Annotated in this window: 19 protein-coding genes and 2 tRNA genes; 12 read left to right on the top strand and 9 right to left on the bottom strand. The window is 36.7% G+C overall.

All coding sequences use genetic code 11. From position 1 onward, the window contains the following. The first annotated feature begins 4 nt into the window (after nt 1–4). Genes ACUTSE_RS04625 through ACUTSE_RS04615 form a run of 3 tightly spaced genes read left to right on the top strand, consistent with a single transcriptional unit; the run spans nt 5 to nt 5,136 of the window. Entirely contained in the window at nt 5–3,118 is a 3,114-nt protein-coding gene (locus tag ACUTSE_RS04625) for an efflux RND transporter permease subunit (protein ID WP_445639422.1), read from the top strand. Between the two features lie 7 nt (nt 3,119–3,125). Continuing rightward, a complete protein-coding gene (locus ACUTSE_RS04620) occupies nt 3,126–4,424 on the top strand; it encodes a TolC family protein (protein WP_181816748.1) in 1,299 nt (432 codons plus the stop codon). A 10-nt stretch (nt 4,425–4,434) separates the two neighbouring features. Beyond that, on the top strand, nt 4,435–5,136 hold the full coding sequence (locus ACUTSE_RS04615; protein ID WP_445639421.1) for an outer membrane beta-barrel protein: 702 nt from the start codon (nt 4,435–4,437) through the stop codon (nt 5,134–5,136). A gap of 184 nt (nt 5,137–5,320) precedes the next feature. Here the strand turns inward: ACUTSE_RS04615 and ACUTSE_RS04610 are convergent, their stop codons facing one another. From ACUTSE_RS04610 to ACUTSE_RS04600, 3 genes are all read right to left on the bottom strand, one after another. After that, entirely contained in the window at nt 5,321–5,803 is a 483-nt protein-coding gene (locus ACUTSE_RS04610) for a hypothetical protein (RefSeq protein WP_445639420.1), read from the bottom strand. A 45-nt stretch (nt 5,804–5,848) separates the two neighbouring features. Further along, complete coding sequence (locus ACUTSE_RS04605; RefSeq protein ID WP_002989186.1) at nt 5,849–6,535, bottom strand: HAD family hydrolase; 687 nt, start codon at nt 6,533–6,535, stop codon at nt 5,849–5,851. Nucleotides 6,536–6,619: 84 nt separating this feature from the next. Then, nucleotides 6,620–7,180 carry a Crp/Fnr family transcriptional regulator gene (locus ACUTSE_RS04600; protein ID WP_353101993.1) on the bottom strand — a complete coding sequence of 187 codons (561 nt, stop codon included), beginning with the start codon at nt 7,178–7,180 and terminating at the stop codon, nt 6,620–6,622. Nucleotides 7,181–7,484: 304 nt separating this feature from the next. Between ACUTSE_RS04600 and pafA the strand changes: the two genes are divergently transcribed. After that, nucleotides 7,485–9,131: an alkaline phosphatase PafA gene (pafA, locus tag ACUTSE_RS04595; RefSeq protein ID WP_445639419.1), complete on the top strand. Its 1,647-nt coding sequence runs from the start codon at nt 7,485–7,487 to the stop codon at nt 9,129–9,131. A gap of 118 nt (nt 9,132–9,249) precedes the next feature. Next, entirely contained in the window at nt 9,250–12,174 is a 2,925-nt protein-coding gene (locus ACUTSE_RS04590) for a M16 family metallopeptidase (protein ID WP_445639418.1), read from the top strand. A gap of 362 nt (nt 12,175–12,536) precedes the next feature. On the opposite strand, the gene ACUTSE_RS04585 is transcribed toward ACUTSE_RS04590, so the two are convergent. The 3 genes from ACUTSE_RS04585 to ACUTSE_RS04575 form a co-directional block, all read right to left on the bottom strand. Then, a complete protein-coding gene (locus tag ACUTSE_RS04585) occupies nt 12,537–13,064 on the bottom strand; it encodes a hypothetical protein (RefSeq protein WP_445639417.1) in 528 nt (175 codons plus the stop codon). Nucleotides 13,065–13,949: 885 nt separating this feature from the next. Further along, nucleotides 13,950–17,309: a transcription-repair coupling factor gene (gene mfd, locus ACUTSE_RS04580; RefSeq protein WP_445639416.1), complete on the bottom strand. Its 3,360-nt coding sequence runs from the start codon at nt 17,307–17,309 to the stop codon at nt 13,950–13,952. 3 nt (nt 17,310–17,312) lie between these two features. Continuing rightward, on the bottom strand, nt 17,313–17,915 hold the full coding sequence (locus ACUTSE_RS04575) for a hypothetical protein (RefSeq protein WP_002989201.1): 603 nt from the start codon (nt 17,913–17,915) through the stop codon (nt 17,313–17,315). Between the two features lie 196 nt (nt 17,916–18,111). Here ACUTSE_RS04575 and ACUTSE_RS04570 point away from each other — a divergent pair, with 196 nt between their 5' ends. Then, nucleotides 18,112–19,065 (top strand): NAD-dependent epimerase/dehydratase family protein, encoded by a 954-nt coding sequence (locus ACUTSE_RS04570; protein ID WP_445639415.1) that lies wholly within the window; start codon nt 18,112–18,114, stop codon nt 19,063–19,065. A 159-nt stretch (nt 19,066–19,224) separates the two neighbouring features. On the opposite strand, the gene ACUTSE_RS04565 is transcribed toward ACUTSE_RS04570, so the two are convergent. Further along, complete coding sequence (locus tag ACUTSE_RS04565) at nt 19,225–19,401, bottom strand: hypothetical protein (RefSeq protein WP_445639414.1); 177 nt, start codon at nt 19,399–19,401, stop codon at nt 19,225–19,227. 195 nt (nt 19,402–19,596) lie between these two features. On the opposite strand from ACUTSE_RS04565, the gene ACUTSE_RS04560 reads away from it, so the two are divergent. From ACUTSE_RS04560 to ACUTSE_RS04535, 6 genes are all read left to right on the top strand, one after another. Beyond that, entirely contained in the window at nt 19,597–20,889 is a 1,293-nt protein-coding gene (locus tag ACUTSE_RS04560; RefSeq protein WP_445639413.1) for an aldehyde dehydrogenase family protein, read from the top strand. A gap of 23 nt (nt 20,890–20,912) precedes the next feature. Then, on the top strand, nt 20,913–21,563 hold the full coding sequence (locus ACUTSE_RS04555) for a trimeric intracellular cation channel family protein (protein ID WP_002989212.1): 651 nt from the start codon (nt 20,913–20,915) through the stop codon (nt 21,561–21,563). Nucleotides 21,564–21,645: 82 nt separating this feature from the next. Further along, nucleotides 21,646–21,719, top strand: a tRNA-Asn gene (locus ACUTSE_RS04550). Between the two features lie 49 nt (nt 21,720–21,768). Beyond that, a tRNA-Asn gene (locus ACUTSE_RS04545) sits at nt 21,769–21,842 on the top strand. Between the two features lie 269 nt (nt 21,843–22,111). Then, nucleotides 22,112–22,720 (top strand): hypothetical protein, encoded by a 609-nt coding sequence (locus tag ACUTSE_RS04540; protein ID WP_445639412.1) that lies wholly within the window; start codon nt 22,112–22,114, stop codon nt 22,718–22,720. A 277-nt stretch (nt 22,721–22,997) separates the two neighbouring features. After that, entirely contained in the window at nt 22,998–24,374 is a 1,377-nt protein-coding gene (locus ACUTSE_RS04535) for a hypothetical protein (protein ID WP_445639411.1), read from the top strand. Between the two features lie 236 nt (nt 24,375–24,610). Here the strand turns inward: ACUTSE_RS04535 and ACUTSE_RS04530 are convergent, their stop codons facing one another. Further along, entirely contained in the window at nt 24,611–24,892 is a 282-nt protein-coding gene (locus tag ACUTSE_RS04530) for a F0F1 ATP synthase subunit epsilon (RefSeq protein WP_002989214.1), read from the bottom strand. Nucleotides 24,893–24,915: 23 nt separating this feature from the next. Continuing rightward, nucleotides 24,916–26,427: a F0F1 ATP synthase subunit beta gene (atpD, locus tag ACUTSE_RS04525; protein ID WP_115092254.1), complete on the bottom strand. Its 1,512-nt coding sequence runs from the start codon at nt 26,425–26,427 to the stop codon at nt 24,916–24,918. Nucleotides 26,428–26,569 lie beyond the last annotated feature (142 nt).

Here is a 26,569-nt window from a genome sequence, read left to right as displayed (position 1 = left end):
AAAAATGAAAAAAAATATAATAGATACAGCTATACACAAAAGATGGCTTGTTGCTGCTTTGTTTGGCTTACTGTGTATCTTCGGTTATTATTCTTGGAAGCAATTATCCATAGAAGCTTATCCCGATATTGCAGATACAACCTCACAAGTAGTGACACAAGTACCAGGCTTAGCTGCTGAAGAAATTGAATTACAGATTACAATTCCCATTGAACGTGCACTAAATGGAATGCCAGGCATGCACGTAATGCGTAGTAATAGTACGTTCGGATTATCCATGATTACGCTTGTTTTTGAGGATGGAGTTGATGATTATTTTGCTCGTCAACGTATTCAAGAACGTCTAAATGCAGTGGAATTACCTTATGAAGCTGTTCCTGAATTAGATCCCTTGACCTCGCCAATTGGAGAAGTATATCGCTATATTATCGAAGGAGATGGGTATAGTTTACGCGAGCTTACGGATATTCAAAACTTTGTGATTATTCCGAAATTAAATCAAGTTTCAGGTGTAGCAGAAGTAACGAATTTTGGAGGGATTACGACTCAATTTCAAATTGAATTAGACCCACATAAATTAGAACAATACGATTTATCATTAAGTGATGTAACGGAAACAATTGAAGAAAACAACGTAAATTCTGGAGGAAGTGTGTTAACACGTGGAGATTTAGGGTATGTTGTTCGCGGAATTGGGCTGGTGAAGGATTTAGAAGATTTAGGAAAAATCGTTGTAAAAGCGGATAATGGTATTCCCATTTTCTTAAAAGATTTAGGTCGTTTAAAATATGGAAATGTCGAGCGCAAAGGAGTTTTAGGCTATTCAGATAAAGAGCGTAATTACTCCGATAGTATTGAAGGGATTGTCCTTTTATTGAAAGGAGAAAACCCATCAGTAGTACTAGATAAAATCCACCAATATGTAGATGAATTAAACAACGAATTACTGCCAGAAGGTGTTAAGATTCACACGTTTTTAGATCGTACAGAATTAGTAGATACGACGCTACATACCGTATCAACTACGTTGATTGAAGGAATTAGCTTAGTGATTATCGTATTAATTGTGTTCTTGGGTAGTTGGAGAGGGGCTTTGCTTGTAGCAATCACCATTCCTGTATCGCTTTTGTTTGCCTTTATCTTAATGCATTTCACAGATATTCCAGCAAACTTATTGTCTTTGGGAGCGATTGACTTTGGTATTATTGTCGATGGGGCCATTGTGATGATGGAGTCCATCCTCAAGAAGCGAGAAGATAATCCGAATGAAGAACTGAAGGAGAAATCAATTGCACAACGTACGAAAGAAGTAGCAAAGCCTGTATTTTTTGCAACGATTATTATTATCACGGCCTATTTACCTCTTTTTGCTTTTGAGCGCGTAGAAAAGAAACTATTTACGCCAATGGCATTCACCGTAGGATTTGCTTTGTTGGGGGCTCTTTTAGTAGCGCTATTCTTAATTCCTGGGTTGGCTTATGCGGTGTATAAAAAACCAAGAAAAATATACCACAATAAGTGGTTGGAAAAACTAACGGGATTGTATCATAATCGCATTGAAAAGATTATGAAAAGACCGAAACAAGTGTTTTTACCTATCGTTATTGTATTGGCGATTACAGTTGGATTAACGGTAAAAGTGGGGAAAGACTTTTTACCGCCTCTAGATGAAGGATCTATTTGGTTACAGGTGACTTTACCTCCAGGAATTTCCTTGGAGAAATCCAAAGAGATGAGTGATACACTACGTGCGAGAACAATGAAGTATGAAGAGGTGACTTATGTTATGGTGCAAGCTGGACGAAATGATGATGGTACGGATCCATTTACGCCTTCCCATTTTGAGTGTTCTATTGGGATCAAACCTTATAAAGAATGGCCAAGAGGCAAAACGAAAAATGACCTAATTGAAGAGTTGGCTGCAGAATATGAATCGCTTCCTGGATTTACAGTAGGATTCGCACAGCCAATGATTGACGGTGTAATGGATAAGATTTCTGGAGCACATAGTGAATTAGTGGTTAAAGTGTATGGAGAAGATTTCCACGAAACTAGACGTATTGCCAATGAAGTACTAGGAACATTGAAAACAGTAGATGGCGCAGTAGATTTAGCGATTGATCAAGAACCTCCTTTACCGCAATTACAAATTCACGCAAATCGAGATAAAATTGCACAATATGGATTGAATGTAGCGGATGTAGCGGAATTGATTGAAGTGGCGATTGGTGGAAAAGCGATTTCTCAAATCTTTATTGGAAATAAGGTGTATGATATTAGTGCGCGTTATACGGAAGAGAGTAGAAATACACCAGAAAAGATTGCCAATCTAATGTTGACTTCGAGTAGTGGAGCGAAGATTCCCTTGTCACAAGTGGCGGATGTAAAAACAAGTACAGGAGAAAGTACCATTACACGTGAGATGAACAGACGTCATTTAACAGTAAAATTAAACGTTCGTAACCGCGATTTGGGTTCTTTATTGAAAGAAGCACAACAAAAAATAGAGGACAACATTACATATGATCACAATAAATTCCACATTGAGTGGGGAGGACAATTTGAAAATCAACACCGTGCATACAATCGTTTGGCGATTATCGTTCCGCTTACTTTGTGTTTGATGTTTGTGTTACTCTATGGAGCATTTGGTCAGTTCAGACAAGCAGGGTTATTGATGGTTGTAGTTCCTTTGGCTCTTTTTGGAGGAATGTTAGCCTTGAATGTGAGAGGGATGTCCTTGAACGTGTCTTCAGCCGTTGGATTTATTGCACTCTTTGGAGTCGCAATTCAGAATGGAGTGATTATGATTTCTCATATTAATGACTTGCGCAAGAAAGGACATGCACTGTTAGAAGCTGTATTGTTGGGAGCGGAACAGCGATTTAGACCGGTATTAATGACCGCAACTGTAGCAATTTTGGGATTATTCCCTGCTTCTATGGCAACGGGAATTGGTTCAGATGTTCAACGTCCATTGGCAACAGTAATTGTATATGGATTGTTATTCGCTACTATTTTGACCCTTTTTGTATTGCCTGCTTTGTATTATTTAGTAGAACGCAAATGGGGAAAAGACAGTGACTTTGTGAAAGTAGAAGAAACAGAAGAAAACTAGCATTGAGATGAATATTGTAAAGAAATATATAAGTATAAGTGTGATGTCAATCGTTTGTGGTGGCACGATGTATGCGCAAAATGGGCATACGGAGGAAGCGACAAATAAAAGCACACTGACCTATAAGGAGTTTCTATCCAAAATGGTAGTAAACAACTTGAGCTATGCTGCGGAAAAGTATAATATCAACATCGCAGAGGCAGAAGTACAAGCGGCTAAAGCATTTCCCGATCCAGAATTGAGTTTTGGTTGGGCAGATAATCAGCAAAAACGCATGCAAATGGGGTATGGATTTGAAGCAGAATTATCTTGGGATTTAGAGCTTGGAGGAAAGCGAAAAGCAAGAAAGAACTTAGCACACGATCAAAAAGTATTAGCAGAATTAGAGCTGCAAGAATTCTTTCACACGTTGCGTGCAGAATCAACGGTTACCTTTTTGGAGGCTATGCAAAACAAGATGTTGTATGATATCCAAAAGGATTCGTACGAATCAATGCGTCAAGTAGCCCAATCGGATAGTATTCGCTATTCTTTAGGACAAATTAGCAAAGTCGATGCGATCCAAAGTAAGTTGGAAGCCAAGTCGATGCTCAATGATTTGCAAGATGCGGATGATGCTTGGGAAAATAGTTTGATTGAAGTGCGCAACATCATTAGTGCACGTCGAATTGATTCGATTTATCTACCCGTAGGGGATTTTAATCAATTCGTTCGATTGTTTGCCTTGGAGGATCTTATTGTAACCGCTCAGAATAATCGTGCAGATTTTCTAGTTGCTCAACAAAATAAAGTAGTTGCGGGGCGTCAAGTTGCGTTAGCGAGAGCAGAACGCGTGATTGATTTAGGGTTGAATTTAGGGGTTGAAAATAATTCATTTGTCAAAAATGCAGTGGCTCCTACACCTGGGAATACCGTAGTGAAAGCGGGTATTTCGGTTCCTTTGAAATTTTCCAATCGACGTGATGCGGGGTTGAAAACCGCTTTGTATGAAGAAAGACAAGCAGAGTTGGAATACGACATGGTGGAATTGGAGTTGGAAAAAGAAATCACACAGGCGTATCGCAATTATCTAACCAAGCAAAAGCAAATTCAACGTTTTGAAAATGGCATGTTAGATGAAGCTAAACAAGTATTTGAAGGAATTAAATATAGCTATCAACGCGGTGCTAGTAGCTTATTGGAAGTGTTAGATGCACAGCGTACGTATAACGAAACCCAACAAGCGTATGCAGAGACCTTATTCGGTTATGCAGAATCGTTGGTGGAGTTAGAAAAAGCGGTGGGAATTTGGGATATTGATTTTTAAGAAGCGTAGGATGAAACACATTATATTCAGTTTAATAGTATTAACTGGGCTTTCTATGAAAGCACAGGACTTCAATGAAGATCTAAAAGGAAGAACCTCTTTTAGTGTAAAAGCGGGTTGGTTACAATCCACACTAAAAGGAGATGACGTGAATGAATTAGCCGTAGAGGGCAAAATAGATAAACGCAATAACTTTTTTGTAGGGGTAAGTGTAGATAATAGTATCGGAACTTATTTTGGATTAAAACACGAATTGTACTATCAGAATTACGGCGCAGACTTTAAACGATCACTAGATGAACATACGTTTGATGCCACGTTAGAGATGCACAGTTTGCGTTTGAATCCCATTAGCCCTACGTTTAAAATAGGGGGATTGCAAGTGTATGCAGGACCTTACATCAATATGTTGTTGTACTCTTCAATTACAGCTGTAGATGAAGAAGGAAAAACATATAAAGATCACGGTATCTTTGGTTCTACAGAAGACGACCAAGAGGATAGTAAATACCTGCAAAAGATGGATTATGGGGTTACGGCAGGTATAGAATATCAATTCAAATTTGGGTTAATCGTAGGTGCACAATATACCCGAGGATTTGCTTCTATTTTTGACAATTCCAATACGTTTGGGGTAGAAGAAAATACAGGAGCCAATGACCTCAAAATCTACAATCAGAATTTTGGTGTTTATGTAGGCTATCGCTTTTAGTGAAATCGAACAAAAATGGAGATTCCTAGAATACCCAATCAATCGATGAACAAGTGCGATATAGAATAAAATTGTTTATGAAATAGAAAAAGGAAACCCAACGGTTTCCTTTTTCTATTTTGTATAAGTCTTATATCCTCCTAAAAATGGTAAATTACATCAAGTATGAGGGGGGATGAAAACCTTAGTTTAGTGCTTTATAACTTCCAACTAAAGAACCTCCACCTGAACAGTAGTACGATAAAACTCCTCTATCAGTTTCGTTTACGGTATCAATGCTTAATTCTCCTTCTTTTAAAGTAAAGTTTACAGGAACTTCTTGCAAGATGGCTTGATATGTGTGGTCATTTAATTGGGTTGCTGTGGTTTCTAAAGAACAAGTAGGTTTTTTAATGTCCTCTCTCGAAGTCACGAGAATAGCAACTTGATCTTTTTCTAAACTTGTTATGTTGATTTTTACCCAATCCGATCCATCTTCTTTTGTTGCATAGCCTTCTGAAACAAAAGTTAGGTTAACAGGTGCTGCTTTTGTTGCTTCTGTAACTTGACTCGCTTCCGTTGCTTCTGGAGCAGTTGTAGTGGCTTCTTTGGTGTTTTCTTTGCAGCTTGTCAAAAGGTAACCTGAGGTTAAGGTTAGGGCTGCTAAGATTAAAATTCTTGTTTTCATCGCTCGTTTATTTTTTGTTTTTGTTTTTTGTGTATATCAAACCTATTACAACAGGCCTTTAATTTCAGATAATTTTTTAATGGAAGTGAAATTCTCGTGAATCACAGGGTGTTCAATGTGCTCGTGTAACCAAGTTGTGTGAAAAGGAACATGTACGGCATAGCCCCCTAGTTCCAGGACGGGCAACACATCAGAGCGCAGCGAATTTCCAATCATGATAAATTCCTCTGGTTGTACATCCAGTCGCAAAAGTAATTTTTCATAATCGATCTTTTCTTTATCCGTCATTACTTCAATATGATGAAAATAAGAACCCAATCCCGATTTGTGTAATTTGCGATGTTGGTCTTTTAAATCCCCTTTGGTAGCAACGACTAAACGGTATTTTGTTTGTAGTTCTTGGAGAATTGCTTCTACATCGTCAATCAATTCAACGGGTTTCGTCAATAATCCCTTTCCTATTTTGACAATCTTATCAATAATTTTTACGTTTAAAGTTCCCTTAGAGATAATTTCAGCGGATTCAATCATGGAAAGTGTAAATCCCTTGATTCCGTAACCATAAAGCGGTAAATTATCTACTTGCGTTTTGAAGAGAATCTGAGAAATACTTTGATGCGTAAGGTAATCTTCCATCAAAATACAAAATTGTTGTTCGGCTTCTCTGAAAAAAGGTTCATTAATCCAAAGCGTATCGTCTGCATCAAATGCAACAACTTTAATTTTATTCATGTTATGCTGTTATAATTAGCCTAAAGGTAAGTAAAGATTTAGGGCCTTCTGGTATAAAGAGACTAAATTTAACGCAACGTTGGATTAAACATCTTTGCGTATACGGCTCAAGCTAACTTGGGTAATTCCCAAATAGGAAGCGATATGTTTGAGTGGTACACGCTGAATAATCGTCGGATAGTTGGAAATTAAATCTTTATAACGGGCTGTAGCGGATAGTAAATCGCGAGAGATAATACGTTTTTCTACACGCATTAATTCTTTTTCTGCCAATTTTCGTCCAAAGTTAGCAATGTGGATGTCCGTTAAATAATATTCACTTAGCTCATGAACATTAACCTGATAGAGTTCACAATCAACCAAAAGCTCAATGCTCTCATAGCTCTTTCGATTTTCTACATAGTTATTCATGGATAAAATAGTACTTCCCTCTTCGCCAAACCAAAAGGTGATTTCCCCATCTTCATGAGAGGAAAAAGCACGAACAACCCCTTGCTTGATGAAGTAGATGTTGTGTTCAATGCGATCCGCTTCAAGTATAATATGGCCTTTCGGTAGATGTAATTCACTACACAAACTCTTTAGCGCCGTCAGGGAAGGCTCAGGTAGAGGATAAATAGCTGTAAGAATTTGATCGATATCCATGATAAAAGGAATGAAATTGATTGAGTTGTGAATACACAAAGATAGGAATTCTCAAAGAAAGGGAGTGGAGGAATTACAGGAGTGCGAAAGAATAAAATTTTTAATTTATCGAGTGTATTATTGTTATTTAATATTGAGATAATATGAAATTAGGTCAAAAAGCCTTTATTTGTCAAAATGAATTTTTTAGGTCGTTGAATATGCTAACAAACTTTATGATACGAGATGTTTTCTATGTAGAATGTCTTTAATAGCTTTGTTAAACCTTATTAAATACTTAAATAACACCCAAATAAAGAAAAAAATGAATTTTAAGTCAACGGTAATTACAGCCATGTGCTGCTTCTTTTCCTTTGCTATTTTGGCAAATGAAAAATTAGAAAAACCAAAATTAGTGGTGGGTCTTGTAGTTGATCAAATGCGCTGGGATTATTTATATCGTTATTATGATCGATATAGTGAAAATGGATTTAAGCGCTTGTTAAACGAAGGATTCTCCAGCGAAAATACATTAATTGATTATGTACCAACGTATACAGCAATTGGACATAGTACCATTTATACAGGAAGTGTACCGGCAATACATGGGATTGCAGGAAATGATTTTATCATCCAAGCAACAGGACAAAATATGTACTGTACCCAAGATGATAGCGTTCAGGCAGTTGGTGGTGAAGGAAAAGTAGGACAGCAATCACCAAAGAATTTATTGGTATCTACGATTACCGATCAATTGAAATTAGCGACTAATTTCCAATCGAAAGTAATTGGAATTGCCATCAAAGATAGAGGTGGAATTCTCCCTGCTGGGCATTTTGCTAATGCTGCATATTGGTTAGATGGTAAAACAGGTGATTGGATTACGAGTACGTACTATATGAAGGATTTGCCAAAATGGGTAAAGGGATTCAATAAAGAAAAAATAGTAGATCAATACTATAAACAAGGATGGAAGACGTTGTATCCTATAGATACATATGTGTTGAGTACAGCGGATGACAACTTATATGAAGAGACGTTTAAAGGAGAGAAAACACCAACATTCCCGCGTGATTTAGTGAAGCTAAAGAAAGAAAATGGGTATGAGTTAATTAAAAGTACACCGCAAGGAAATACGTTAACGTTGGATTTTGCTAAACGTGCAATTGAAAACGAACAATTGGGGAATAACCCTTTACAAGTAACGGATTTCTTAGCTGTAAGTTTATCATCTACAGACTATATTGGACATCAATTTGCTATTAATTCAATTGAAATCGAAGATACCTATTTGCGTTTAGACCGCGATATCGCTGATTTCTTAGCGTATTTAGATCAAAATATTGGAAAAGGTAACTATACGTTATTCTTAAGTGCTGACCATGGAGCGGCTCATAACCCTAAGTTTTTTGCGGATCAAAAAGGAAACTCAGGATATTTTGATACGAAGGTGATCCGAAAAGACTTGAATGAAAAGTTAGCAAGTAAGTTTGGGGTAGCTGATTTGGTAAAAAGTTTAGCCAATTATCAAGTACACTTGAACTATGAAGTGATTGAAGCAAATGATGTAGAAGAAGATGAAGTTATTGCTGCTGCAATCAAACTATTGAAAAAAGTTGACGGTGTGGCTTTCGTGGTGGATATGAATGAAGCTGCGGAATCATCAGTACCTCAGATATTGAGAGAACGCATCATCAATGGATACAATTTCAAACGCAGCGGAGCAATTCAGATTATCCTAGAACCACAATGGTTTAGTGGATCGAAAGATGGAAAAGGAACGACACATGGTAGTTGGAATTCATACGATGCGCATATTCCAGCAGTATTCTTAGGATGGGGAGTTAAACCAGGAAAAACAACCCGTCAAACACATATGACAGATATTGCACCAACAATAGCGCAAATCTTGAAAATAGAGTTCCCTAATGGAAACATTGGAACACCAATCCAAGAAGCAATTGAACAATAAGAAGTAAAAAAAAAACGCCTTTAGTGAAAAACTAAGGGCGTTTTCTTTTTTAAGCCTATGTTATTTTTGTGTAAGAAAAGAGAATTATGTTTAGCTTTGGACTTACAAATTACTATTTATGAAAAAAAGATACCTATTGTATGGTTTTATATTTTCAATGAGTAGTGTATTACACGCTCAATATAAAACACTTACAAAAACGGATGCCAACGGATTTACCTATGAATATGTAGAGAATGATCCAGCAAATGCTCGAATTTATACCTTAAATAATGGGCTAAAAGTTTACTTAGCACAGAATCACGATGAGCCAAGAATCCAAACGTATATTCCTGTTCGTACAGGTTCAAATAATGATCCAGAAGACAGTACAGGTTTAGCACACTACTTGGAACATATGTTGTTCAAAGGAACTTCTAAATTAGGAACGGTTAATTGGGAAGTAGAGCAAGCAATGATTAAAAAAATCTCTGACTTGTATGAGCAACATAAAAATGAAAAGGATGTAGAAAAGAAAAAAGCAATCTATAAAAAGATTGATGAAATTTCGAAAGAAGCATCTCAATATGCGGTTGCTAATGAGTATGATAAATCGGTAGCTTCTATTGGAGCAACTGGAACGAATGCACATACGTGGTTTGAGGAAACGGTATATAAAAACGTCATTCCTTCAAATGAATTAGAAAAATTCTTAATCATTGAAAAAGAGCGTTTTTCTCAATTGGTATTGCGTTTATTCCACACAGAATTAGAGGCTGTATACGAAGAGTTCAACCGCGGTCAAGATAATGACTTCTGGGCGTCAAACGAGAAAATGATGGCGATGTTGTTTCCAACAACACACTATGGAACGCAAACGACAATTGGAACGTCAGAGCATTTGAAAAATCCTTCTATGGTAGCGATCCACAATTACTTTGATCAATATTATGTACCAAATAATATTGCGGTAGTATTAGTGGGAGATATCCAGTTTGATGAAACGATTCAAATGGTAAACAAGTATTTCGGTGCGATGAAAAAAGGAGTTCAACCGAAAGAATATGTAGCGGTTGAACAACCTATTCAAGGAATTAAATCGGCTGAGGTATTTAGTCCACAAGCGGAGCGCGTAGAGATGGGCTTCCGTTTAGGTGGTGCAAAAACACAAGATGCTTTATTTGTAACGATGATTGACATGCTATTGAGCAATGGTCAAGCAGGTTTGATTGACTTAGATATCAACCAAAAACAAAAAACGTTATACGCAGGTAGTTCATCCATGATCATGAAAGATTATTCGGTTCATGAACTAACAGGTATGCCTAACGAAGGACAAACCTTAGAAGAGGTGAGAGACATTATGTTAGAGCAAATCGAAAAAATCAAAAAAGGGGAATTTGACGATTGGTTATTACAAGCTGTTATCAATGAATTGAGAAAGAATTCAATGAAAGCATTAGAAGATAATGATTCGATGGCTACTGCAATGTATCAAGCCTTTATTCAAGGTAGATCTTGGGAAGATGCAGTGAGCGAAATCGACCGCATGGAGAAAATTACCAAAGCGGATATCGTGCGTTTTGCTAACGAGAATTACAAAGATAACTATGCGATTGTGTATAAACGCCAAGGAGAAAACAAAGATTTAGTTCGCGTTGAAAACCCTGGAATTACACCAATTGATTTAAATAGAGATAGTGAATCAGCATTCTATAAAGCATTAAATCAAGTTACTGTTAAAGATATTCAACCAGAATTCGTTGATTTCAACAAAGCGTTGAAAAGAGAGAAAATTGGCAAAATCAAAACAACGTTATACAGCATTGAAAATGTAACGAATGACTTAGCTACTGTAACGTATATCACACCAGTAGGATCTGATCACGACAAGAAATTAAGTTTAGCTTTAGAGTACTTGGATTATATTGGAACTAACAAATATTCTCCAGCAGATATTCGCAAAGAGTTCTACAAATTAGGGGTTGATTATTCATTGAATACAGGAACAGATAAATCATATATCACAATTGCTGGATTAAAAGAGAATATCCCTGCGGGAATTAAATTGTTAGAGCACTTATTGACAGATGCAAAAGCAGATCAAGAGGCATACGAAAATTTAGTGGACCAAATTTTGAAGTCTCGTTTTGATGCAAAATCAAGTAAAGGTGGAATTCAACGTGCATTGAATAGCTATATCATGTCTGGAAATCAGTTAAGTAGATTTAAAGATATTTTGAGCGAAGCAGAATTACAAGCAATCAACCCAACAGAATTAGTAGGGATGTTGCATAAATTCTTTGATTATAATCAAGAAGTATTCTACTACGGAAATGACTTAGCAACGGTGAAAAAAGCGATCGTAGCGAATCACAACTTAGGAAAAGGAAAAGTAACACCGGTGCAAAAAGTGTATGCTGAGCCAATGACAGACGGAACGGTTTATTTTGCTCCTTATGATATGGTACAAGCAGAAATTTCGTACCGTGGTAGAGAAAGTAAGTTTAACAAAGACTTATTAGCAACATCAAGTGTATTCAATAGTTACTTTGGAGGAGGAATGGCATCTGTTGTTTTCCAAGAAATTAGAGAATCAAAATCATTGGCTTATTCTGCTTATGCAGCTTATGCAAATGCTGGGAAATCAGATAAGTATAACTACGTAATGGCGTATGTGGGTACACAAGCAAACAAACTAACACAAGCTGTTGATGCGATGATGGACTTGATGAATGATATGCCTCAAGCACAAAATCAGTTTGAAAATGCAAAGAATTCAGCATTGAAAAACATTGCAACACAACGTTATACAAAAGCACAGATTTTCTTCTATTGGTTAGGATTACAAGAAAGAGGAATTGATTATGATATCAACAAAGATATTTACAAACAAACCCAAGAGATGCAATTGTCTGATTTGGTAAACTTCTTTAATCAACACGTAAAAGGAAAAACGTTTAACGTAGGTCTATTAGGTAAAAAAGAAAACTTAGATTGGGAAGCCGTTAAAAAATTCGGTACCATCAAAGAATTAACTTTAGAAGATCTATTCGGATATTAATAAAAAAAACACCAACTGAAAAGTTGGTGTTTTTTTTTATTGTAAAATGGAAATTGGAGAGGGATTTGTGCTTTGTGAGGTTTGTACTTTGTGAGGTTTGCTCTTTGTGAGGTTTGCTCTTTGTGAGGTTTGCTCTTTGTGAGGTTTGCTCTTTGTGAGGTTTGTGCTTTGTGAGGTTTGCTCTTTGGGAGGTTTGCTCTTTGTGAGGTTTGCTCTTTGTGAGGTTTGTGCTTTGTGAGGTTTGTGCTTTGTGAGGTTTGTGCTTTGTGAGGTTTGCTCATCCCTTAACTTATAACAACCCCTAACTCATAACCCCTAACCCTTAACTCACAACCCTTAACTCACAACCCTTAACCCATTTCTTATTTCCTACTCAAAATAGCATATTTAAGTGTTACTCCGAAAGTAAAGATAAATTCACCTCGTTGAACGTCAAAATCTTGTATATATCCACCACCTACGTGTGTATTAAGTAACAATCGTTTTGTGATGCGTTCTTCATGACCGACATGTAATTCTGTAAGTAATATTTTATTAAAACTTTCATCTGTTACCTTTCCAAAGGAGTATTTGGCTTGCGTACCGAGGTAGAACTTTCTTTCCTCTTCATTGACAAAATGCCATTTTAAATTGGTTTTTGCAAAAGGAATAAAATCATATTCTACAGTATACCCCTTGTCTTTTTCTAATTGATAACCAGGGCCTAATCCTAAAAATGCTTCTACATGAATATCATACGTGAGTCTATATTTGTAGGAAGTTTCAATACCTTGTCCGCCAAGATTGATGTAAACAGTGTGATTCTCTTGTGATAAAGCAGGAGAAATACAGCTAAAAAAGAAAAGTCCGAGAAATAGATTTCGGAGTGTTAGTATAGGTTGAGTTAGCATAAATTAAAATAATTTGACGCGAAAATAACCTAAAAAGAAGAAATATAACTAGAGGCGAATGGCTATTTGTTTGTGTTTTGTGAGGTTTGTGCTTTTTGTGAGGTTTGTGCTTTTTGTGAGGTTTGCTCTTTGTGAGGTTTGCTTTTTGTGAAGTTGTTTTTTTGCAAAATCGTGAGAATTGTCGATTAAAGAAGAATAATTATCTTTAGCTGGATAACTTACCTCATCGTCTCACCACTTCACAATCTCACCATTCACACCCAGTATGTCATCCCGACGAAGGAGGGATCGCATCCGTCACTCAACGCTAGCTATTTCGTCCAGCATGCTGTGAGCGCTGGATGCGACCCTTCGTAGCCTCAGGGCGACATACTGGGTGTGATAAGCGGAATGGAAATATGGAGGAGTTTATTAAATATTAAATCAGTGTCTAACCCACAGTTTGTTTTTTGCAAGAGGCCTTTTTGCTTTTTCGTGAAGTTGTAAGATTTATCGATTAAAGAAGGAACTCTGATTTAATTAGAAACCTTCTGACCTCACCCTCTTTTCATTCACCCATAACCTTCACTCACAACCTAATTCATTTGTATTAAGTGAGGTTTGCTCTTTGTGAGGTTTGTGCTTTGTGGGGTTTGTGCTTTGTGAGATTTGCTCTTTGTTCATCCCATAACCCCATAGCCCCATAGCCCCTAACTCTTAACTCCTAACTATTTAACCCCTAACTCATAACCCCTAACTCATAACCCCTAACTCATAACCCCTAACTCATAACCCCTAACTCATAACCCCTAACTCACAACCCCTAACTCACAACCCCTAACTCACAACCCCTAACTCTTAACCCATAACCCCTAACTCTTAACCCATAACCTTAACCCATAACTCCTAACCCATTTCATCAATTCCCGCTAAATATTCCAACGCTTTTTTAATCGATTTGACTTGTTCAAAAGACAACATCAAGCGCAAGCCATTTTTCGTTTCTTTTTCTCGCATTTTACATACGTGAGAACTTTGTTGTACAAAGGTCAAGACTTGTCTAAACTTAGGAGAAGTATAGTATCCCGATTTTTGATCGCCAATAAAATAGCAAATCATTTTGCCTTGTTTTAAGATCACTTTCTCAATCCCAAGGTTACTAGCATGCCATTTGATGCGCAAACTGTCTAAAAGCGCAACCGCTTGTCTTGGAAGAGGTCCAAAACGGTCAATCAAGCGTTGTTCGTATGCTTTTAATACGGGTTCTGTAGCAATGGTGCTCAATTCATTGTATAAGTTGAGACGTTCTGAAATATTGTTGACATACTCATCTGGAAATAAGATTTCAAAATCAGTATCAATTTGACAATCGCGTACAAATACCTTGTTTTCTTCTTTTTTATCTTCGAGGTATAAATCTTTGAATTCATTTTCTTTTAATTCTTCAATCGCCTCTTGCATGATTTTTTGGTAGGTTTCAAAACCAATCTCATTGATGAAACCACTTTGTTCACCACCTAAAATATCTCCAGCTCCTCGAATTTCTAAATCTTTCATTGCAATATTGAATCCACTACCTAGGTCGCTAAACTGCTCTAAAGCTTGGATTCGCTTGCGTGCTTCTTCCGTCATAGCAGAATACGGAGGGCAGATGAAGTAACAGAAAGCTTTCTTATTGCTTCGCCCAACGCGGCCACGCATCTGATGTAAATCAGACAAACCGAAATTATTCGCATTGTTGATTAAAATCGTATTGGCATTGGGAACGTCCAAACCACTTTCAATAATTGTAGTAGCGACAAGTACATCAAATTCACCATCCATGAAAGCGAGCATCAATTCCTCCAGCTTCTTGCCATCCATTTGCCCATGACCAACACCCACTTTGGCATCGGGAACTAAACGTTGAATCATACCCGCCACTTCGCGTATATTCTCAATGCGATTATTGATGAAATACACTTGTCCGCCGCGTTCCAATTCATACGCAACAGCATCGCGTATAATCTCCTCATTAAACCCTACTACATTCGTTTCAATCGGATAACGATTGGGTGGAGGTGTCGTGATAACGGATAAATCACGTGCTGCCATCAATGAAAATTGAAGCGTTCTCGGAATAGGGGTTGCGGTTAAAGTAAGCGTATCCACATTCTCCGAAATCGTCTTTAATTTATCTTTTACAGCTACACCAAATTTCTGTTCCTCATCAATGATAAGTAAGCCTAAATCTTTGAAAACCACATTTTTGTTTACCAATTGATGCGTTCCAATAATGATGTCGATTTGTCCGGCTTCCAAATCACGTAGGATGTCGCTTTTTTGCTTGGCTGTTCGGAAGCGATTAATATAGCTTACGCGAACAGGCATATCTTTCAAACGCTCAGAAAACGTTTTAAAATGCTGAAAGGCTAAGATTGTCGTTGGTACAAGAATAGCAACTTGTTTGCCATTGTCAACCATTTTGAAGGCTGCTCGAATGGCAACCTCTGTTTTTCCAAATCCTACATCTCCACAAACTAAACGGTCCATAGGACGATCCAGTTCCATATCGGCTTTTACTTCCTGTGTCGCTTTTAATTGATCTGGCGTATCTTCATAGATAAACGAACTTTCCAACTCATGTTGCAAATAGCTATCTGGCGCACAAGCAAACCCTTTTTGTGTTCGTCGCTTGGCGTATAATTGAATCAAGTTAAACGCAATGTTTTTAACTCGTGCTTTCGTTTTTGTCTTTAAGTTTTTCCAAGCAGAAGAACCTAATTTGTGAATTTTTGGAACAGCACCATCTTTTCCATTGTACTTGGCAATCTTGTGTAAAGAGTGAATACTCACATAGACAATATCATTATCCGCATACACTAATTTGATGGCCTCTTGTGTTTTGCCTTCTACTTGAATTTTTTGTAACCCACCAAATTTTCCAATCCCATGATCAATATGCGTTACATAATCCCCAACGGTAAGGGAAGAGATTTCTTTGAGCGTAATGGTCTGTTTTTTGGTGTATCCATTTTTGAGAGTAAACTTGTGGTATCGCTCAAAAATTTGGTGATCCGTATAACAGGCAATTTGCTTCTCTTCATCAATAAAACCTTGATAAATAGGGGTAACAATAGTTTTATATTGTTGTACCACTTGGTGCTGGTTTTCATCGCGCATGGCATCAAAAATATCCTTGAATCGACGCGCTTGATTTTCATTGGCACAGAATAAATAATTGGTATAACCATGATCTGAATTATCATTCAGGTTGCGTACCAATAAATCAAATTGCTTATTGAAAGACGGTTGAGGTTTGGTGTGAAACACATACTGTTTTTTAGGCGTGATGTGTTTGCTATCTGTGAGCTCAATGTAATTGAATAATTCCGCCTGACGTAAAAAAGTGTCTCCATGAAGGAACATCTCATTTGGATTAGAATACTTGAGCTCTTTATTTAATTTTTCAAAAATGGTCTGCGCTTTTTCAAAATTGTGATTCAATTGATCCACAATAAAAGCCGTGTTTTGTGCGAAAACAACTGTTTTTTCGGAAACATATTCTAAGAAACTTTCTCTTGTTTCGGCAGTGAATTTATTCTCAACGTTGGGAATAATGGTGATTTTCTTCTGCTTATCAACAGATAATTGCGTTTCTACATCGAAGGTTCGAATACTGTCAATCTCATCCCCAAAAAATTCAATACGATACGGATTGTCATTAGAAAAAGAAAAGACATCGATGATTCCTCCGCGAACAGAAAACTCTCCAGGTTCAGCAACGAAGTCTACGCGTTTGAAGTTATATTCGAACAGGGTTTCATTTACGAAATCAATCGACAACTGATCTCCAACCTGTACTTTTAACGTATTTTTTTCTAATACCTTCTTGGTAACTACTTTCTCAAAAATAGCTTCCGCATAAGAAACAATAATTGCTGGTTTTTTGCGAGAGCTAATGCGATTTAATACTTCTGCACGCAAGAGGACATTCGCATTGTCCGTTTCTTCAATTTGATAGGGACGGCGATATGATCCTGGGTAGAAGAGTACGTCCTGCTTGTTGATTAAGTGTTCTAAATCATTGAGGTAGTATGCCGCTTCTTCTTTGTCGTTGAAAACTAATAAAAAGGGAAGTTCAGTCTGACGAAAGAGACTCTCCAGCTGAAAAGATAGGGCAGATCCTAGTATACCTTTAAAAAGTATGGGTTGTCGACTATTTAATAAATCTTGTACAACTTGTTGGGTTTGTACAGCCTCATTAAAATATTGTTTTAATTCCATAGGTTATTCTAATTCTTCTTCGGGATTTGCTTTTCGCATATCATTTCTAAATTCTTCCATTTCTTCCAACATCGCATCTTCTCCTGCTTCTTTTGCATAGTTTTGACGAACTAAATTTTCGTCCATCATACGCACAATATCATCCAAGCTAAGCTGAATATTGTCAAGCCACTCATCGACTTTTTCGATATTAACAGGATCTAAATTGATATACATATCCAGATTCTGGAAGGCAGTCAGTAGCGTTGAGTATCTGATTTTGATATCCGGAGTATCTAAAGCAGAAGGATATCCTTGGTACGGAAGATTTTCTGCTATTTCACTAAGGGTAACTGCCTTTTTTTGGAAAGCACCAATCGTTGATACAGGGCGTAATTTTAATTCATTGATTAGATTTGTCCACGCTTTCCAATCTTCGAGAATGGGAGTTAGCTCTTTTGAAGCTTTAGGAATTTTAAACTTCCATTCTTTCATTAAATGCGTAAATACACTATCGTTGTATTGTTGTAATTTGGTTTGCTCTATGGCACTTTGATCCACTTCTTTCTTACAAGAAGTAAGATTCAAACTCAGTACCAACAGTATAATCGTCCAAATGTTTTTCATATCCTTGAATTTCAAACCTCAAATTTACGAATGTTATTGAATTTATTCGACTTGCTTTGCGATAAACCATAGCGAATTTCAACCAATTGATAGCAGAATAAGGCAATATTTTATTTGTTCTCTGATAGAAATGTCCTTTTTTACGTTGATTTATTGTCTAGCAACGGCTATATTTGTGCAACTAAATACAAAACAAATGGGAACCAAAATATTAATTATTGGAGCTTGTGGACAAATTGGCTCTGAACTTACGTTAAAGTTGCGTGGTATCTATGGAAATGAGAATGTTATCGCTTCAGATATTAGAGAAGGAAATGAAGCTTTGATGAGCTCAGGACCTTTTGAAATTGTCAATGCAATGGAGTTTGATGCCGTTGCGCAGGTGATTGAGAAGCATCAAGTAGAGGAGGTTTATTTAATGGCTGCTTTGCTTTCTGCAACTGCAGAGAAAAATCCAGCTTTTGCTTGGGAATTAAACATGAACTCTCTATTTCACGTTTTAAACTTAGCGAAAGAAGGAAAAATTAAAAAAATATTTTGGCCATCTTCAATCGCTGTATTTGGACCAACTACTCCAAGAGAGAATACTCCGCAGTATACGGTAATGGAACCAAGTACAGTATATGGAATCTCTAAACAAACTGGAGAGCGTTGGTGTGAGTATTACTTCAATAAATACGGAGTAGATGTACGCAGTATCCGTTACCCAGGTTTGATTTCATGGACAACTCCTCCAGGTGGTGGAACAACTGATTATGCAGTGGATATTTTTTATAAAGCAATTGAAGATAAACACTACAACTGTTTCCTATCAGAGCAAACAAGATTGCCAATGATGTATATGGATGATGCTTTAGACGCTACAGTGGGAATCATGCAAGCACCAAAAGAATCAATTAAAATTCGCTCTTCATACAATTTAGGTGGAATTTCATTTACCCCTGAAGAAATTGCTGCAGAGATTACGAAACATATTCCTGATTTTACAATTGCTTATGAACCAGATTTCCGTCAAGCTATTGCAGACAGCTGGCCAGCGAGTATTGACGATAGCCGTGCACAACAAGATTGGAACTGGAAACATAAGTATGACTTATCTTCTATGACGGAAGTAATGCTTGAAAACCTAAGTAAAGTTTTAAAGAAATAGAACGCAAACTACTTTGAAAAGAGTAGTTCATGTATAGATACAGAAACAGTGATAAGCAGTAGCTTATTGCTGTTTTTTTATGTTTTTATTTTGGCAAGACTACGTATCTCGTGCTTAATAAAACCGTTCACTGTCAACTGTCCACCGGTAACAATTACCCTATTTCTTGCGCAGTTTTGTGAACACTAAATGATACAAAGCAACAACGATAAAAGCGAATCCAATTAAGATAACTGCGGTGCTGATTCCCGTGGTGATGATTTGTGTAGCTTTTAAAATCAAGCTTAAAGCAAAAAGTACGAGTCCGAAGGCTAAGAGTTTTACATTTTTATCCATGATTGTATAATTTGTTTCTACAAAGATAAGCGTTATATTGAAAGGATGACTTTTCTAAATTTGATCGCTGTATAGATTTTTTTTCTGTGGAGCAGATTAAAAGTGAATTTGAAAAAGAATCTTGTCTTTTTTTTAGTAAGAAGTAAGATTAGTGTAGATGATGTTGTAAATTTAGGAGATAAAAGACGCATTAATATGAAAAAAGAAGTAGAAATTAGAATAGAACAGGCAGAAAGTGCTTATCAAAGATGGAGCAAAATTGCCTTGGAGGAACGCATAGAATACCTCAAAAAAGTAAAAGAAAAGCTGTTGCTTAACAAAGAGCGTTATGGTGCGGTGATTACGCAAGATATGTTTAAGCCCTTGAGCCAAGCGATTGCTGAAGTAGAAAAAAGTGCAACCCTGATTGATTATTATATCGAAGAAGGCAAGGAGATTTTGCAAGGACGTCACATCCAAACGAAATGGTCTGAAACTTATATTGTACATGATCCGATGGGGGTTATCTTAGGCGTAATGCCTTGGAATTATCCGTTTTGGCAAGTATTTCGCTTTGCTATTCCCACCTTATTAGCTGGGAATACCGTTTTGCTTAAGCATGCGAGCAATGTGCCTTTTTCGGCGAAGGCATTAGAATCGTGCTTTGCTGTAGAAGGCTTTGAGCAAGTTTATTTCAACTTGACACTACCAGGAAAAGAAGTGGAGGAAGTCATTGAACATCCTGCGGTAAAAGGCGTATCCCTTACGGGAAGTGAACCTGCAGGAAGTGCGGTGGCACAGAAAGCAGGGAGTTTAATTAAACCCGTGTTGTTAGAATTAGGTGGAAGCAATGCTTTTATTGTGACAGCGGATGTTAATTTGGATGAGATTATTCCACTGGCCGTAAATGCGCGTTTTCAGAATACAGGACAAAGTTGTATAGCTGCTAAGCGTTTCTTAGTACATGAATCTTTGCGTGAAGAATTTACAACGCGATTAGCCAAAGAAGCCAAAAAACTAAAGCAGGGAGACGTCATGAATCTTTCTACAGGAATAGGTCTCATGGCAAGAGAAGATCTTGCAATTGAGCTAGAAACAATCTTAAATGAATCAGTTCGCCTGGGTGCTCATGTAGTTTGTGGAGGAAAGCGCGATAAGAATTGGTTTGAGCCTACAGTTTTAACGGATGTTACGGATCAAATGCCCGCTTTTACTCAAGAAACTTTTGGCCCTTTAGCGGTAGTAGTTGGATTTGAGACTATTGAAGAAGCAATAGCCTTGAGCAATGATTCTCGTTTTGGTTTAGGAGTGTCTATTTTTGGCAAAGATATTGAGGAGTTAAAAAAATGGGTACATCTATTTGATGATGGCGCAGTCTTTATTAACGAAATGGTCATCTCTGATCCTCGTGTGCCTTTTGGCGGGAATAAATTTTCAGGAATAGGAAGAGAAATGTCGGTAGAAGGATTGCTTGCTTTTGTCAATAAGAAGACCGTTGTAATTAAGTAATAGCGTGAAATACGGTTTGGTCTATGAATGAGTTAATGGACACCTTTGTGGAGTTTTGGTTGGCAATTAAGTTTGTCGATGTGATTGAATTTTTTGGAACTATTGCGTTTGCTATTTCGGGAATTCGTTTAGCTTCTGCTAAGAATGTGGATTGGTTCGGAGCTTTTGTGGTTGGGTTTGTTACCGCAACTGGAGGAGGTACCTTACGAGATATATTATTGGGGGTTACTCCCTTTTGGATGCTTACTAGTGTCTATATCTGGTGTACCATTGTTGCCTTGATGCTCGTGATTATGTTTCCGCAGAAGTTGATTCGTTTAAATAATACGTTTCTATGGTTTGATAGTATTGGATTAGGGTTATTCGTGGTGGTAGGAGCTGAAAAGACATTAGCACTGGGATATCCTTTTTGGGTAGTCGTTATTATGGCAACAATAACGGGTGTTGTAGGAGGTATGATTCGCGATATCTTAATCAATGAGATTCCGGCTATTTTTCGACAAGAATGGTATGCATTAGCATGTATTTTTGGAGTGTTTATTTACTATATGCTACAAGCTATCGGTTTAGATGCCGTAATTGTTCAAATTTCTACTGCAGCCTCTGTTTTTGTAATTCGTTTGATAGCAACTCGTTATCGTTTGGGATTGCCTACACTCAAAGGAGAGAGCTGAAAAAAGTAAGTTTTTTTGTATAAAATATTTGCAGAAAGCAGAAAACACACTATATTTGCATCGCAATAAAGGTAACACACCTTCCTCCTTAGCTCAGTTGGTTAGAGCATCTGACTGTTAATCAGAGGGTCCTTGGTTCGAGCCCAAGAGGGGGAGCAAAGCAAAAGCTTTAAACGTGTAACCTTTAGGTAGGTATAAAATACCTTCCTCCTTAGCTCAGTTGGTTAGAGCATCTGACTGTTAATCAGAGGGTCCTTGGTTCGAGCCCAAGAGGGGGAGCAAATAAAAAAAGCCTTACAAGATATCTTGTAAGGCTTTTTTTATTGCCTGTAATTAATCCGGGCTGTACTGGAGGTAGTGAAAAATCGGATTTATAATTTTCATAATCTAGTCTCCTTCCTGTTTTTTTGTTTAGATTTTTGCGTAAATTATTTGCTTATTTTTTAGTTTTTAATGTGTCTATGCTGTTTTTTTTGTAAATGTATTGTTGATTTGTAAATAATATTATCTTTGAAAGAATTTTACTAACAAAATTTAAACAAATATTTATGAAAAATTTTTTACTTTTTTTGGTGCTAACAAGTCTGGCATTATTAGGCACGGCTTGTAGCAGTGATGATAATAAAGAGGTGCAACTTGAACAATTAGTTATTGTTCCTAATGTTGGGAGTAATACTTTGGAAATAGGAGAGGAAGTTTATATTGTTCCTTATGTGGAAAAGGATAATGATTTGATTCGTTTTGATGGCGAAGTGAGTTATTTTGTTAATGGAGTAGAGCGGGGCCAATCTTTTATCTTTTATGACAAAGGAGAATATAAAGTAGTTGGTAAAGCGAGAGGATATAAGGATAGTTATCCAGTTGTCCTAAATGTGGTGGATAAGAAGAATCCTGGAGAGGATGATGGAAATGGTTCTGAAGAGCGTCGTTTACATGTAGAGACTCGTGACGGAAGGACTGACTATTCTTTTAATGAAGTGATTTATTTTGATGTTCGTGACAATGATGATTTTAGTATAGTAGATGCTACTCTGATGATTTCAGATGATGTGATTATAAGTAATCCATGGCGTGCAAATATGCGAGGAAGATTTAAGGTGGTAGCAGAAAAATGGGGATATCGTGCTAGCGAAGGTTACGTTATAACTGTAAAATAAGATATAGGCCTTATAAGATTTCTTGTAAGGCTTTTTTTTATTGGGTTAATGTGTGTTGCCTTATACTTGTGATTCTAAAACTAAATAATTTTAATTAGTTTTTAATAGGAGCAAATATATTGCCCAGTACTTTTTGTTATTTAGTACTAATGGTTGATTTGTCTTAAAATGTGGATGTTCTTTGTTTTTTATATTTTATTTTATATAATTTTTTTATTTTAATAAAATGTTGTTATTTTAGACTATTAGTTTGATAACAAAATTTAAAGAAATATTTATGAAAAAATTAGTACTATTTTTTATGATGACTAGCTTAGTAGTGCTAGGAACTGCGTGCAGTAGTGATGATAGTAAAGGCGGAGGGCAAAAGGTATTAGCGCTTTTTTCAGATGCTGTTGAAGGTGGAATTGCACAAGGAACGGCAGTCAAGTTTACTGTAATGGCTGAAGAAGGAGAGGACGTGGCAGAGGTTAAAGCAGGGGTTAGTTTTTATGTAAATGATACTGAAGTTAAAAATCCATATACCTTTAATGAGGTAGGAGAATTTAACGTAGTGGCTAAGAAAAGTGGCTATAATGATAGTAATGTGTTGACTATTAAAGTTGTTGAAGGTAGTAAAAAATTGATCATCAAGACTGTTAGCGGACTAACTGATGTGGGAGTAGGCAAGAAAATTAGCTTTACTGTAACAGATCAAGAAGGGATTTCTATTACAAATGCTGGTATCTACTTGACAGATGGGACTCAAATTGAGTATGATTATGTTTTTAAGGCAGTTGGAAATTTTAAAGTGATTGCTAAAAGTGAGGGATATAAAGATAGTGATGGATTAGTTATTACGGTAAAAGATAAAGTAGCTGAACTAATAATGACTTTAGATGGGGATGCTGATGAACTTTATGCAGATGAAGTATTTAAATTAAATATTAAAGATAGAACAGGTGTGGCGGTTTCAAATGCTCTTTTATACAAAAACGGAACAGCTACAGCGATTAAATCTGAAAATGGAGTATTTGAAATTGCTTTTGACGAAGAAGGGACTTATAAATTACATGCTATTCGTGAAGAAGATGAGAGTAATGTAGTAGAGGTTACACTTAAGGCAAAACGTAAAGCTTCTAATAGCTTCACATTTAATGGACGTACTTTTGATGTAAAAAACAGCACCTTGTTTTTTAAAGGAATTGAGCCAAAAGATGAAGCAGGAACTGTTTTTGAAGCGCAATGGCAATTAGAAGCAGCCGAAGTAGCTGATACGGGTGGAAGAATTGCAGTTATAATGTTTGTTACTCCAGCTGAGAGTCTTGGTGAAGGAAGTTTCACTTATGAAAGACCTAATTTAAATAATGCGAAAGCTTTTATGGCTGGAGTAGTACAGCACAATAATGTATTGGCTTTGACTAGAGAGAATATTGGATTTTCGTTTGGAGCTCTCCTTGATGATGATGTATATGTTGGTACTTATAGAGCATCAGCACCTAGTTTAGGAGAAGGGCCATTTACTTTAAGTTATAACGGAAAAACGAAATATTTTGATAATAGCAATACTCAAGCAGTAAGAGGAGTTACTTCTGTGAGGTCGCAAGGAAAACCTACTATATATGTAGATCGTGTTCAAAAAACAGTAAAAACACTTCGTTCTTTAAGTAGATAGGTGAATTAATATTGCTTTTTAAGTAAGATCATATAATATTAGATTGGGAGCTGTTTTAGGCTCCCTTTTTTAGTTTTATAGGGCTTATTTGATTGCTTCATAGTAACTTTATATAAACTTACTAAGGGTTGTAATAATAGGCTAAAACACAAGAAAAAAGATGTCCGTTAATTAAGATCTATAATAAAAAAGCCCGATTCGTTGGAATCGGGCTTTTTTTATGGGTTATTCGCTAATTAATTAGCTAAAATAATAATCTTGTTATCACTTAATTCAACTGTACCCATATTGATAGGTAAGTGGTAAGTATCGTTGCTAACTTTAACGAACTTTGAATTAAATGGTTCTTTAATAGAAATGTTAGTTCCTGTAAACTTCACGTTTCCTTTTGTCAATAAAGAGACAATAGCCGCGTGATTGTTTAACATTTGAAACTCACCATTAACACCTGGAACCGATACAGAAGTAACTTCTCCAGCAAATAAGGTCGCTTCAGGTGATACAATTTCTAATCTCATAATAGTTGTTTTTTAAGTGATTATTAAACTTCAGCAAGCATTTTCTCTCCAGCTGCAATCGCTTCTTCGATTGAACCTTTTAAGTTGAAAGCTGCCTCTGGTAAATGGTCTAATTCACCATCAATAATCATATTGAAACCTTTGATTGTATCTTTAATATCTACAAGAACTCCTGGGATACCTGTAAATTGCTCAGCAACGTGGAATGGTTGAGATAAGAAACGTTGAACACGACGTGCTCTGTGTACTGCTAATTTATCTTCTTCAGATAACTCTTCCATACCTAAAATTGCAATAATATCTTGTAATTCTTTGTATTTCTGTAAGATTTCTTTTACACGTTGTGCACAAGCGTAGTGCTCATTTCCTAAAATTTCTGGAGATAAGATACGAGAAGTAGAATCTAATGGATCTACTGCAGGGTAAATACCTAACTCAGCAATTTTACGAGACAATACTGTTGTAGCATCTAAGTGGGCGAAAGTTGTAGCTGGCGCCGGGTCAGTTAAGTCATCCGCAGGTACATAAACCGCCTGAACTGATGTAATAGATCCTTTTGTAGTAGATGTAATACGCTCTTGCATTGCACCCATTTCTGTTGCTAATGTTGGTTGGTATCCTACTGCTGATGGCATACGTCCTAATAACGCTGATACCTCAGATCCTGCTTGTGTAAAACGGAAGATGTTGTCAACGAAGAAAAGTACGTCTTTTCCTTGGTCGTCTCCAGCACCATCACGGAAGAACTCAGCAATTGTTAATCCTGATAAGGCAACACGTGCACGTGCTCCTGGTGGCTCATTCATCTGACCGAATAAGAAAGTACATTTTGAGTCTTTCATTAATTCACGGTCAACTTTTGATAAGTCCCAACCTCCATTTTCCATAGAGTGCATAAAGTCATCACCATATTTGATAATTCCTGACTCTAACATCTCACGTAGTAAGTCGTTTCCTTCACGTGTACGCTCTCCAACTCCTGCGAATACAGAAAGTCCACCGTGACCTTTTGCGATATTGTTAATTAACTCTTGAATCAATACTGTTTTACCTACTCCAGCTCCACCGAATAATCCAATTTTACCCCCTTTTGCATAAGGCTCAATTAAATCGATTACTTTAATTCCAGTGAATAATACTTCTGTAGATGTAGATAAATCTTCGAATTTCGGTGCAGGTCTGTGGATTGGTAATCCGTTCGCTCCTGCTTTTGGTAAGTTACCAAGACCGTCAATAGCGTCTCCAACAACATTAAACAATCTACCAAATACCTCTTTTCCAACTGGAACTTGGATAGGAGATCCTGTAGCAGCTACTGCGTAACCTCTACTTAATCCGTCTGTTGAGTCCATTGAAATTGTACGAACTGTATCTTCTCCAATGTGTGATTGTACTTCAAGTACTAATTTAGAACCATCTGGTTTAGTGATTTCTAATGAATCATAAATTTTTGGAAGTTCGGCATTCTCAGTGTTGAAGACTACGTCAACTACTGGTCCGATAACTTGCGCAACTTTTCCTGTAACTTTAGACATTGCTTATGTATTTATTTAACAGCTATTTACGTTTAGTGAAAAAAACTACTTTTTCAGAGTGCAAAGATAGTTTTTTTCTCTTAATATGAAAATGATTAAAAATTTATTTATATATAAAAAAATGCGAGCCCGATTTGGGTTC

Source organism: Myroides sp. TSA_177.3 (genome assembly GCF_052691955.1).
This window is presented reverse-complemented; position numbering and strand designations above follow the sequence as displayed.

Bases quoted from the DNA above. Each gene is read 5' to 3' on its own strand.
- ACUTSE_RS04625 (WP_445639422.1), top strand. From the start codon at position 5: ATGAAAAAAAATATAATAGATACAGCTATACACAAAAGATGGCTTGTT.
- ACUTSE_RS04620 (WP_181816748.1), top strand. From the start codon at position 3,126: ATGAATATTGTAAAGAAATATATAAGTATAAGTGTGATGTCAATCGTT.
- ACUTSE_RS04615 (WP_445639421.1), top strand. From the start codon at position 4,435: ATGAAACACATTATATTCAGTTTAATAGTATTAACTGGGCTTTCTATG.
- ACUTSE_RS04610 (WP_445639420.1), bottom strand. From the start codon at position 5,803: ATGAAAACAAGAATTTTAATCTTAGCAGCCCTAACCTTAACCTCAGGT.
- ACUTSE_RS04605 (WP_002989186.1), bottom strand. From the start codon at position 6,535: ATGAATAAAATTAAAGTTGTTGCATTTGATGCAGACGATACGCTTTGG.
- ACUTSE_RS04600 (WP_353101993.1), bottom strand. From the start codon at position 7,180: ATGGATATCGATCAAATTCTTACAGCTATTTATCCTCTACCTGAGCCT.
- pafA (WP_445639419.1), top strand. From the start codon at position 7,485: ATGAATTTTAAGTCAACGGTAATTACAGCCATGTGCTGCTTCTTTTCC.
- ACUTSE_RS04590 (WP_445639418.1), top strand. From the start codon at position 9,250: ATGAAAAAAAGATACCTATTGTATGGTTTTATATTTTCAATGAGTAGT.
- ACUTSE_RS04585 (WP_445639417.1), bottom strand. From the start codon at position 13,064: ATGCTAACTCAACCTATACTAACACTCCGAAATCTATTTCTCGGACTT.
- mfd (WP_445639416.1), bottom strand. From the start codon at position 17,309: ATGGAATTAAAACAATATTTTAATGAGGCTGTACAAACCCAACAAGTT.
- ACUTSE_RS04575 (WP_002989201.1), bottom strand. From the start codon at position 17,915: ATGAAAAACATTTGGACGATTATACTGTTGGTACTGAGTTTGAATCTT.
- ACUTSE_RS04570 (WP_445639415.1), top strand. From the start codon at position 18,112: ATGGGAACCAAAATATTAATTATTGGAGCTTGTGGACAAATTGGCTCT.
- ACUTSE_RS04565 (WP_445639414.1), bottom strand. From the start codon at position 19,401: ATGGATAAAAATGTAAAACTCTTAGCCTTCGGACTCGTACTTTTTGCT.
- ACUTSE_RS04560 (WP_445639413.1), top strand. From the start codon at position 19,597: ATGAAAAAAGAAGTAGAAATTAGAATAGAACAGGCAGAAAGTGCTTAT.
- ACUTSE_RS04555 (WP_002989212.1), top strand. From the start codon at position 20,913: ATGAATGAGTTAATGGACACCTTTGTGGAGTTTTGGTTGGCAATTAAG.
- ACUTSE_RS04540 (WP_445639412.1), top strand. From the start codon at position 22,112: ATGAAAAATTTTTTACTTTTTTTGGTGCTAACAAGTCTGGCATTATTA.
- ACUTSE_RS04535 (WP_445639411.1), top strand. From the start codon at position 22,998: ATGAAAAAATTAGTACTATTTTTTATGATGACTAGCTTAGTAGTGCTA.
- ACUTSE_RS04530 (WP_002989214.1), bottom strand. From the start codon at position 24,892: ATGAGATTAGAAATTGTATCACCTGAAGCGACCTTATTTGCTGGAGAA.
- atpD (WP_115092254.1), bottom strand. From the start codon at position 26,427: ATGTCTAAAGTTACAGGAAAAGTTGCGCAAGTTATCGGACCAGTAGTT.